Here is a 10,275-nt window from a genome sequence, read left to right on the forward strand (position 1 = left end):
CGCGGCTTGCGGCGACGGTCGGAGCCGACGCGTACGAGACGTTCAAACACACCTTCGAGCAGGTGACCACCGACCAACGTGCTCGATCGCGTCTTCGTGGAGAGTAGGTGGAGAGACCCACCTCAGCGGCGCCTACCATCCACGACATGACGTCGCACAGCTCGCCCCAGCCCGTGGATCGCGTGCTCGAGCTGGAGCGAGAGCTCCAGACGCCGGCCTGCCGAGCCGAGGAGGCTCGACTCAGGGAGCTCCTTGCCGCCGACTTCCTGGAGATCGGGGCATCCGGTCGTCGTTGGGATCTCCACAGCACCCTGGCCATGCTGCGCGACGAGAGTGTCGAGGGCGATCGTGCCGACATCAGGCTCACCGGTCTCACCGCCCGGACACTGGCCCCCGGCATCATCCAGGTCTTCTGGGAGTCCGAGAGGGGCGGGCAACGCGCGCGCCGTACGTCGATCTGGTGCGAGCGTGCGGGCGGATGGCAGCAGGTCTATCACCAGGGCACCCCCGTCAGGCACCAGGTCTGATCTGCAGGGGTGCAGATCAGACCCGGTTCTGGGTGGGCCCCCAGGGGATCGAACCCTGAACCCGCGGATTAAAAGTCCGCTGCTCTGCCGATTGAGCTAGAGGCCCGAAGGATCAGAAGGGCCCGCGCGCTGCCACTCGCCAGGGCTGATCCTTGGGGCAAGTATGGCCCACTCACGTTGTCCCGGCGGCCGTGGTCTGGCAGGAAGGGCGGCACCGGCTGCCCGGTGGCAGACTCGGGACATGCCCACCGTCCTCGTCTCCGGCGCCGGCGGTCCGGCAGGGTCCTCGCTCGGCCAGCAGCTCGCCGGTCGTCTCGTCCGCGGCGAGGAGACGGTCTCCGTCGGTGTCGACCTGACGGCCCTCGACGGTACGGCGTTCTCGCGTACGGCGGCCGCGGCGCGCGCCGACGATCCCGCGTACGCACCGACCATGCGCTCGATCGTCGAGCAGGTCCGTCCCGACCTCGTGATCCCGACCGTGCAGGACGAGCTCCCGCAGGTCTCGGTGCTGCGCGACGTCCTCGCCGCCGCTGCGGCGCCCGGCGCCTCGGTGGTGGTCGCCGGAGCGCTCGCGTCCGCGCTGGCCGCGGACAAGCTCCTCACGATGTGGACCCTTGCGGCCGCCGGGGTTCCGGTCCCCGCCCACGCCGCCGCCTCGGAGCTCGACGACACCGCGGCAGCCGTCGCCTGGGCGGGCGGGCCGGTCGTGGTCAAGCCCCGCGTGTCGCGGGGCGGACGCGGGGTCACCGTCGTCGAGAACCCGTCCGACCTGGACTGGTCCGACGCCGGCGCGGGCTGGATCGTCCAGTGCTTCGTCGACGGCCCCGAGTACGCGCCACAGGTCTACCGGTCGCCGCTGACCGGACGGTCGACCGTCGTCGTGCTCGAGAAGACCCTCCTCAAGGAAGGGCGGGTGGGCAACGCCGCCGGTGCGATCCGCGCCCCAGACGGTCAGACGGCCGAGGTCGCCGCGGTCGCCGTCGCCGCGGTCGAGGCTCTCGACCTCGTCGGGCCCGTGGACATGGACGTTCGTCTCGACTCGACCGGCTCGCCGTACGTCCTCGAGGTGAACGGGAGGTTCGGGGCACTCTCCGCCCACGCCCCCGAGCTGCTCGACCTCGTCCTCGACGAGTGGCTCCGTCCGCCGTGACCGCCGTTCTCGAGGGGATCGCCGTTGTCGTGGCCCTGACGGTCCTCGCAACCGGGGCCGTCCGCCTCGCCCTCGTCCCCTTCGCCGTGGTGTTCGAGCTGCGCCGCCCCGGACACGACGACACCGTGCCGCTCGTGGGGACGACGATCTTCGAGGAGCCGCCGTTCGTCAGCGTGATCGTGCCGGCCTACAACGAGGGGGTCGTCCTCGACAACTGCCTGCGCTCGATCGCACGCAGCACCTACGACCGCTACGAGATCATCTGCGTCGACGACGGGTCGACCGACGACACGTTCACGAGGGCCACGGCCGTCGCGGCCGACGTCCCGCAGCTGACCGCGCTGACCCAGGCCAACCGGGGCAAAGGGGCCGCCCTCAACACCGGGATCGCGCACTCGAAGGGATCCGTGCTCCTTCTGGTGGACGCCGACGGCCTCTTCCAGCCGCACACCATCGACCGGATGCTCAAGGGATTCCGAGACGACCGCGTCGGCGCCGTCTGCGGCAACGACCGGCCCGTGAACCTCGACCGGGTTCAGACCAGGTTCCTCGCGCTCATCAGCCACCTCGGGACGGGCCTCATGCGTCGCAGTCTCGACGAGCTGCACTGCCTCCCGATCGTCTCGGGCAACATCGGGGCGTACCGACGAGAGGTGCTCGACAAGGTCGGGGCCGTCCGTGAGGACACCGTCGGCGAGGACCTCGAGCTGACGTGGCGGGTGTACGGCGCCGGCTACCGCGTCGCCTTCGCCCCCCACGCCCTCCTCTACGCAGAGTCGCCGTCGACACCCCGCGCCCTGTGGCGACAACGGGTCCGGTGGGCGCGCGGCCTCCTGCAGGTCACTCGGCTGCACTGGCGCATGATCGCCAACCTTCGATTCGGGGCGTTCGGGGCCTACCTGCTGTTCAACACCGTCACGCAGATCGTCGTGCCGTTCCTGCAGGTCCTCGGTGTTCTCGTCATCGCTGCACCGGCGCTGACCGGCGAGATCGCCACCCCGCCGACGGAGCTGTGGGACCTGTTGATCCTCGTCGGCCTGCCCGGCTCCGTCGCGCTGCTGATCCTCGCTGTCGCTCTCGACCGCACACCGCGTGATCTCGAGTACGGGTGGACACTCCTGGCCTGGCCTCTCTACTCCAGCGTGATGACGCTGGTGATGATCCGCGCTGTCTGGCTCGAGCTGAAGGGGGCCGAGAACCGATGGAACAAGCTCGAACGCACGGGGACGGTGTCGGTGGCCGGCCTCGTCGACGACCCTCCTTGGACCTCCTCCTGACCAGCCTCGTCGTGATCGGCACAGTGGTCGCGCTGTTCGTCACACGCCCCTGGTCCGATGACGACTCCTCACCCCGGTCGCCGCTGCGGGCGGCCAGCGCCCCTGAGGAGACCCGCTCGATCAGCATCGACTTCGGCATCGTCACTGATCCGGACACCGACTGGGACGAGGTCTCGGAGCGGCTGGCCTCGGTCGACGCGACGACGGTGGAGGTCAACGCCGGTCGGGTCGAGTTCACGGCGTTCGACTGGGCTGCTCACCCGGAGGCAGCGGCCGAAGCGGGGACCGACCACGTCGCCGTCGCCGCGCGCGGACTGCGCGAGTCCCCCGAAGGAGGAACGCGTCAGCTGAACCTCATCGTCGACGCGTTCGTCCCGAAGTGGATCCAGGAGGACCCCTCGATCGCGGGAGTCGGTGCGGACGGGAAGCGGTCACGCTATGCGGCCTCGGCCTGGCAGCTGGCCAGGGGTGAGGTCGGCGACCGCCTGGTGGACTACGTCGAGGCGCTCGCCGAGCGGTACGACCCGCCGTTGATCGAGATCACGGAGCTGCTGATCTTCGACACGTTCGGCGCCGACGATCTCGCGCTCTACCGTGAGATGACCGGCCAGGCGGACTGGCCCCGTACGTCGACCGGTGCCCTCGACACCTCGGCGCCCGAGCTGGGGCGCTGGCGGTCCCAGGTCCTTGCCGGCCTGTTGAGCCGGATGCGAACGGCGCTCGACCGCGTCCAGGAGGACGGCGCTCCCATCGAGCTCGGCCTGGACGTACGGGTCAACTGGGACGACCCCGCTGCCGGCCGGCCCGACAGCGGACAGGACTACGAGATCCTGATCGCCGAGGTGCCTGAGCTGCGCCTCCAGCTGTGGACCTACATCGGCAGGCCCGCGCGGCCCGCCGGCGATATCGAGACCCTGACCGCGGCGTTGCGGGCAGCGGGCTACGGCATGTCGCGGCTCATGCCCTCCATCGGGTTGTGGACCGCGGGGCCGCAGGTGCCCCTTCCCCAGACCATCAGCGCCGACAGGCTCGGTGAGGCGGTGCGGTCGGCCGTGACCAACGGGATCACGGCGGTGAACGTCACTCCCTACTCTCTGATCACTCCTGAGCAGTGGGAGGCCCTGGCGCAGGCGTGGGCGGGGGGCTGACGTCCGGCAGGTCGACCGTGATCGACGTCCCCACGCCCGGTGCACTCTCGATCGACATCGTCCCGCCGTGGGCGTCGACGATCGCCTTCACGATCGACAGGCCGAGGCCGAGACCGCGGACACGCAGACGTCGTGCGGTGTCGGCGCGGTAGAAGCGCTCCGTCACGTGAGCGACGTCGCCAGCGCTCATGCCCGGGCCGTCGTCGGCAACCGTGAGCCGCACCCCCGTCTCACCGGAGCCCGTCCTGAGCGGGCGGAGCGTCACCCGGACCGTCGCGCCGCGCTCGGAGGCCTTGACGGCGTTGCTGACGAGGTTCTCGACGACCTGGCCGAGCCGCTCGGCATCGGACAGGAGGGGGACTGCGGCCGGTGCGTCGACCGTGAGGACGATACCTGCCGCGTCCGCGGCAGGAAGGAGGTTCGCGACCGAGCGCTGAACGACCTGTACGGCATCTGTCGGCCCGGCGTCGAGCGCGAAGGTCCCGGCGACCATGCGCACGCTGACCAGCAGGTCCTCGACGAGCCGCAGGAGGCGCTGCGCGTTCCGCTCGATCACGGCGACGGATCGGCTCTGGTCGGGCGTGAGCTCGCCTTCGTCGGACCGCAGGATCTCGACGTAGCCCATGATCGACGCGAGCGGGGTGCGGAGCTCGTGGCTGACCAGCCCGATGAACTCGTCCTGAAGCCGCTCGGCCTCCCGGCGCTGGGTGAGATCCGTCGCGATGATCAGGTAGCCGTACGGTCGACCGTCGTCGGAATGCGGGCGTCGCGTCACCGTGACGTCTGCTGGCACGGTCGTGCCGTCGGGGCGGGCCAGGACCCAGTCACGGTGCTCCGGGCGTCCTTCTGCCGCCTCTCCGAGGACCACATGCAGCAGGTCGGCAGAGGTCGTACCGTACCCGCGCTCGACCGCCGCGGAGCGCAGCTCGTCGGCCTGGAAGATCTCCGTCACCGGGGCCCCGAGGAGAGTGGCCTCAGCGCTGCCGAACAGGCGTCGCGCTCCCGGGTTGGCGAAGACGATCGTGCCGTGCTCGTCCAGGGCGATGATCGCCTGCTCCGTGGCGGCCTCGATCACGCTCGCGAGGAGCGCACGGGACTCCTCGAGTCGCTGGGTGAGGGCCTCGAGACGGTCGCGGTTCGCCTCGAGGCGACTCAACGTCACGTCCTGCTCGCGTCGCAGCGCTTCCAGGGCGGCGGTCCGCTCTCGGAGCTGCCGTGTGGTAGACGACAACCAGGCGGCCACCACGAACGTGCACCCTGTCACGACGAGCACATGGAGCCCCGGCGACGCCGCGCGATAGGCGACGAGGCCGGTGAACGCCCCGAACGCCGTCAGTCCCATGGCAGCCACGATGGCGATGACGACTCCGCGCGACCCAGGCTGGATCGCCAGGTTGGCGACCGGCACGAAGTAGAGCACGACCGTGACCAGCTCAAGACTCTCAGTCACCCCGTACTGGAACAGGGTCAACGAGACGAGCTGCACCAGGGGGAAGACGTAGTTCCACGGGCTCGGCCAGTGGTGCCGCCGACCGTAACCCGCGACGAGCTGCGTCGACAGGACCAGCGTCGCCGAGATGACGATGAGGAGGGGGGCGTCGAACGGGCGACGCTGCAGCGCGGCGTCCAGCAGCACGGCAAGGTAGAGCAGGGTGAACGGCAGCTCGCGGGATGCGACCGTCACCGGCTCGAGCCCGAGGCGCCCGAACCACTTCCGGCTGCTCGCGGACGGGCTCACCCGTGCTCCTGACCGTGTTCGGAGGTGACGAACTCGGCGGCACGCACGGTCTCCAGCGGCTCCACCTCACGGGCAGGGCTGAAGCGCGACCAGTAACGAGCGGTCGCACGCACGAGGTCCGGCGCCATGTAGTCGCGGTGGCTCTGCGACGCGTACGCCGCCAGCATGCGCAGCTTGGTCTCGACGAAGCCCTCGACGTCGATGAAGCGATTCGGTCTGAAGTCGACGGTGCTCGACGGGCTCTCGAAGCACCAGAGGCCGGGCACCGACCGCGCCGCCACCTCGACGGCCTGGAACACCGCGCGGTGGTCGAGATGCCGGTCGTGGGGGCCGTGGGTGTAGACACGCTGCGGCTCCACGTCCGCCACGACCTCCTCGATCGCGGCGGTCACCCCGCTGGCCGGCTCGATGCGGGTGTCCGCGAACGGGAGGTGGACGAGGCGCGCACCGATCACGGCGGCGGCGTCGGCGGCCTCCCTGCGACGGACGGCGGTGTCCCCTCCCACCCCACCGCGAGACAACGTGAGGATGACGACCTGGTCCCCGGCGGCCGCGTGTGCGGCGAGCGTGGCCCCGACCCCGATCTCGACGTCGTCGGGATGGGCGCCGACGGCGAGCACGGTGATGTGTGACCGAGTCCGGGCCTCTCTGCTCTCGGAGGCGAGCTCCTGGGCTCGTGAGGCGAGGTCCGCGGGCGCGATCGGCTTGACCAGGAACTCGTCCGCGTCGTTGCGCAGCGCCTCGACGGCGTAGGAGACGACGCCGTGCGCGGTGAGGATGATGACGGGGACGCCAGGGGCGAGCTCACGCACCATGGGCAGGATGTCGAGACCCGAGCGACCGGGGAGCTCGATGTCGCTCACCACCACGTCGAACGATCCCACCTGGAGCGCGGCGAGCGCCTCGTCCGCGTCGCCCGCGACCACCACCTCCATGCCGGCGAACCGCTGAAGGGCGATGCGAGCAAACTCGGCCGCATCGGGCTCGTCCTCGATCACCAGTGCGCGCAGCGGGTTGTCGACGTCCACGAGGCCCCCTCGATGGTCCCGGTCTGTCAGCAAACCTAGACCGAGGGCAACGCCTGCGCGAGCGGCGGCGAGGCCCCTGAGCGCCTAGGCTGCCTCCGTTGTCCGGCAGAGGGAGACCACGTCATGTCCATGCTCCGCAGAGCCGTCGTCGTGCCGCTCGTCGCGGCCCTCTCCGTCGCCGGCCTCGCTGCGGTCGGGTCGCCGGCCGAGGCCGCTGACCCTGCCCCCACCTACTACGTCTCGCTCGGTGACTCGCTGGCCACCGGATACCAGCCCGACACCGGGACGGACGAGCCGGCGGTCGCGTACACGAGCCGCCTCTACGAGGTCCTCGCAGCTCGCGAGCCCGGTCTCGTGCACATCAGACTCGGATGCAGCGGCGAGACGACGAAGTCGTTCGTCGACGGCCTCCCAGACCTGCGCAGCACACCCTGCGACTACTCCGGGTACGACGCCACCAGCCAGCTCGAGGCGGCGACGAGCTTCCTCGCCGCGCACCGCGGGAAGGTGACGTACGTGTCGCTCGGGATCGGAGCCAACGACATCCATCCGTGCGTGCCCTCCAGCGGCGCGATCGACGCCGGCGCCCTCGAGTGCCTCACCACGGGGATCACGCGGGTCGGGACGAACGTCGCGCTCATCGATGCCGCGCTCCGCGAGGCCGGGGGCAGCACGCCGCGCTACGTCGGCATGACCTACTACAACCCGTTCCTCGCGGCCTACGTCAACGGCAACAAGCCCCTCGCGACGATCTCCGTGCCCGTCGCGAGCCAGCTCAACGCGGCGATCAGCGGCGCCAACGCCGCCCACGGGTTCGTGACCGCCGACGTCGCGGGGGCGTTCTCCTCCGCCGAGGGCAGGACGATCACGTTGCCGCCGCCCTTCGGAGACGTGCCACTCAACGTCGCCCGTGTCTGCCAGTGGACCTGGATGTGCACCCCGTACACCGACATCCACGCCAACGACACCGGTCACCAGGTGATCGCCCGGGCCTTCGTCGCGGCGCTGGCTCCCTCGACCGCTCCGCCGCGGCCGCCCGTCGTCCGGCCGCCGGCGAAGGTCACCACCCGCACGCAGGCGCGGGTGATCGGCAAGCACCGCATCTCTCGCACCAAGCGCGCCCGGATCCGGGTCCGCGTGGTGGCTGCTGACGGCCGCAGGCTGGGCGGCCGACTCGTCGTACGAGACGGGAAGCGCAGGCTCAAGGTCGTCAGGATCGGTGCGAGCGGCCGGCGCGTCGTCCGCCTTCCTCGGCTGAAGAGGGCCGGCAAGCACCGCATCACCGTCACCTACAAGGGCTCGTCGACGACGCGGGCCAGCCGCTCGAAGCCGGTACGGATCACCGTACGGCGCTGACCCGGCGCCGACGTGCGGACGACACCGCGTTCAGTCCCGAGTGCTGAACGCGGCGTCGAACGCGGCCTCGGGGGCGTCGAAGAGGTTGCGCTTGACGAACGCGAGGGCCTCCGGAGCCCCGAGGAGCCGATCCATGCCCGCGTCCTCCCACTCGATCGAGACCGGGCCGTCGTAGCCGATCGTGTTGAGCATCCGGAAGCACGCCTCCCACGGGACGTCGCCGCGACCGGTCGACACGAAGTCCCAGCCGCGCCGCGGATCGGCCCACGGGAGGTGCGATCCGAGACGGCCGTTGCGTCCGTTGCCGACCTGCTTCTTCGCGTCCTTGCAGTCGACGTGATAGATCCGGTCCTTGAAGTCCCACAGGAACCCGAGCGGGTCGAGGTCCTGCCAGACGAAGTGCGACGGGTCCCAGTTGAGTCCGAACGCCTCCCGGTGTCCGATCGCCTCGAGCGTGCGGACGGTGGTCCAGTAGTCGTACGCGATCTCGCTCGGGTGCACCTCGTGGGCGAAGCGGACACCCTCGGCGTCGAACACGTCGAGGATCGGGGTCCACCGGTTCGCGAAGTCGTCGTACCCGGCGTCGACGAGCGCCGCCGAGGCAGGCGGGAACATCGCGACGTACTTCCAGATCGACGACCCGGTGAACCCGACGACCGTGTCGACACCGAGCATCCGCGCAGCGCGAGCGGTGTTCTTCATCTCCTCGGCCGCACGCTGACGTACCCCTTCGGCATCGCCGTCGCCCCAGATCCGGTCGGGCAGCATGTCCCGGTGCCGCTGGTCGATCGGGTCGTCGCAGACCGCCTGGCCCTTGAGGTGGTTGGAGATCGCGTAGACCTTCAGCCCGTACTTGTCGAGGAGGTCGAGCTTGGCCTGGACGTAGCCGTCCTCCTCCACCGCCGCCCACGGGTCGAAGTGATCGCCCCAGCAGGCGATCTCGAGGCCGTCGTAGCCCCACCCCGACGCCAGCCTGGCGACCTCCTCGAACGGCAGGTCGGCCCACTGGCCGGTGAAGAGCGTGATCGGTCGCGTCATGGTGCCTCTCCTTCGTGCGGAACCTTCTGCTGACGAGAGTCGTCCTCGGAGCTGGCCTCCACGGCAGCCAGCACACGCTGCACCGCGAGCCCGTCGGCGAACGAGGGCCGCGGCTGCTCACCGGCGGCGATGGCCTTGACGAGGTCGACGACCTGATGGGTGAAGCCGTGCTCGTAGCCGAGCCCGTGACCTGCCGGCCACCAGGCGGCGACGTACGGGTGGGTGGGTTCGGTGACGACGATCCTCCGGAAGCCGGCTGTCTCGGCGGAGTCGGAGGCGTCGTACAGGTGGAGGACGTTCATCTCCTCGAAGTCGAACGCGAGCGCTCCACCGGACCCGCTGACCTCGATCCGGAACGCGTTCTTGCGGCCGGTGGCGAAGCGAGTCGCCTCGAAGACGCCGAGCGCACCGTTGTCGAAGCGGGCGGTGAACGCGGTCGCGTCGTCGACGGTGACGGGGCCGCGTTCGGCCGCGGCGCTCCCGGTGCCTCCCAGCGTGCCGTGGTCACCCGCGACCGGACGCGTGTCCACGAAGGTCTGAAGGACCCCGCTGACGGCGCTGATCCGTGCCCCGGTCACGAACTGGGCCGCGTCGACGATGTGCGCACCGATGTCGCCGAGCGCGCCCGAGCCGGCGAGCGACTTGTCGAGCCGCCAGGTGAGCGGGCTGTCGGGGTCGACCAGCCAGTCCTGGAGGTACTGCGCGCGGATGTGGCGGATGGTGCCCAGGCGCCCCTCCTCGACGAGCCGCCGGGCGAGCGACAACGCCGGCGTACGGCGATAGGTGAAGCCGACCATCGCGAACACCCCGTCCTGCGAGGCCTCCGCGGCGACGCCCGCCCTCAGCTCGGCCTCGTCGACGGTGTTGGCCAGCGGCTTCTCGCACAGCACGTGCTTGCCGGCGGCGAGCGCGGCGCACGCGTTCTCGGCGTGGCTGTCGCCCGGGGTGCAGACGTCGATCAGGTCGATGTCGTCCCGCCGGACGAGGCTCTGCCAGTCGGTGGTGTGTTCCTG

At 70.5% G+C, this 10,275-nt stretch carries 9 protein-coding genes and 1 tRNA gene; 5 read left to right on the plus strand and 5 right to left on the minus strand.

Features of this window, described 5'->3' with window-relative positions:
* Window positions 1–146: 146 nt before the first annotated feature.
* The gene (locus PV363_RS12320) at window positions 147–527 is read left to right on the plus strand and encodes a DUF4440 domain-containing protein (protein WP_301022454.1); all 381 of its coding nucleotides are present in this window, start codon (window positions 147–149) and stop codon (window positions 525–527) included.
* Between the two features lie 33 nt (window positions 528–560).
* On the opposite strand, the gene PV363_RS12325 is transcribed toward PV363_RS12320, so the two are convergent.
* Window positions 561–633, minus strand: a tRNA-Lys gene (locus tag PV363_RS12325).
* 135 nt (window positions 634–768) lie between these two features.
* Here PV363_RS12325 and PV363_RS12330 point away from each other — a divergent pair.
* The 3 genes from PV363_RS12330 to PV363_RS12340 are packed head-to-tail and all read left to right on the plus strand — an operon-like array spanning window position 769 to window position 4,102.
* Entirely contained in the window at window positions 769–1,677 is a 909-nt protein-coding gene (locus PV363_RS12330) for an ATP-grasp domain-containing protein (RefSeq protein WP_301022455.1), read from the plus strand.
* Complete coding sequence (locus PV363_RS12335) at window positions 1,674–2,954, plus strand: glycosyltransferase family 2 protein (RefSeq protein WP_220346017.1); 1,281 nt, start codon at window positions 1,674–1,676, stop codon at window positions 2,952–2,954. The genes PV363_RS12330 and PV363_RS12335 overlap by 4 nt, the downstream gene beginning before the upstream one ends.
* Entirely contained in the window at window positions 2,939–4,102 is a 1,164-nt protein-coding gene (locus PV363_RS12340; RefSeq protein WP_220346016.1) for a hypothetical protein, read from the plus strand. Before PV363_RS12335 ends, PV363_RS12340 begins: the two co-directional genes overlap by 16 nt.
* On the opposite strand, the gene PV363_RS12345 is transcribed toward PV363_RS12340, so the two are convergent.
* On the minus strand, window positions 4,053–5,840 hold the full coding sequence (locus PV363_RS12345) for an ATP-binding protein (RefSeq protein WP_301022456.1): 1,788 nt from the start codon (window positions 5,838–5,840) through the stop codon (window positions 4,053–4,055). The two genes, PV363_RS12340 and PV363_RS12345, sit on opposite strands and share 50 nt — an antisense overlap.
* On the minus strand, window positions 5,837–6,868 hold the full coding sequence (locus tag PV363_RS12350; protein ID WP_301022457.1) for a PIG-L family deacetylase: 1,032 nt from the start codon (window positions 6,866–6,868) through the stop codon (window positions 5,837–5,839). Before PV363_RS12350 ends, PV363_RS12345 begins: the two co-directional genes overlap by 4 nt.
* A 129-nt stretch (window positions 6,869–6,997) precedes the next feature.
* Between PV363_RS12350 and PV363_RS12355 the strand changes: the two genes are divergently transcribed.
* A complete protein-coding gene (locus tag PV363_RS12355) occupies window positions 6,998–8,224 on the plus strand; it encodes an SGNH/GDSL hydrolase family protein (RefSeq protein ID WP_301022458.1) in 1,227 nt (408 codons plus the stop codon).
* 30 nt (window positions 8,225–8,254) lie between these two features.
* Here the strand turns inward: PV363_RS12355 and PV363_RS12360 are convergent, their stop codons facing one another.
* Together PV363_RS12360 and PV363_RS12365 are read right to left on the minus strand one after the other, a co-directional pair.
* On the minus strand, window positions 8,255–9,262 hold the full coding sequence (locus tag PV363_RS12360) for a sugar phosphate isomerase/epimerase family protein (RefSeq protein WP_220343315.1): 1,008 nt from the start codon (window positions 9,260–9,262) through the stop codon (window positions 8,255–8,257).
* Window positions 9,259–10,275: Gfo/Idh/MocA family oxidoreductase (locus PV363_RS12365; protein ID WP_301022459.1), on the minus strand; the 1,017-nt coding region annotated here is incomplete at its 5' end. The genes PV363_RS12360 and PV363_RS12365, both read right to left, overlap by 4 nt.

This window comes from Mumia sp. (assembly GCF_028803055.1).
GTDB lineage: Bacteria > Actinomycetota > Actinomycetes > Propionibacteriales > Nocardioidaceae > Mumia.

Bases quoted from the DNA above. Each gene is read 5' to 3' on its own strand.
- PV363_RS12320 (WP_301022454.1), top strand. From the start codon at position 147: ATGACGTCGCACAGCTCGCCCCAGCCCGTGGATCGCGTGCTCGAGCTG.
- PV363_RS12330 (WP_301022455.1), top strand. From the start codon at position 769: ATGCCCACCGTCCTCGTCTCCGGCGCCGGCGGTCCGGCAGGGTCCTCG.
- PV363_RS12355 (WP_301022458.1), top strand. From the start codon at position 6,998: ATGCTCCGCAGAGCCGTCGTCGTGCCGCTCGTCGCGGCCCTCTCCGTC.
- PV363_RS12360 (WP_220343315.1), bottom strand. From the start codon at position 9,262: ATGACGCGACCGATCACGCTCTTCACCGGCCAGTGGGCCGACCTGCCG.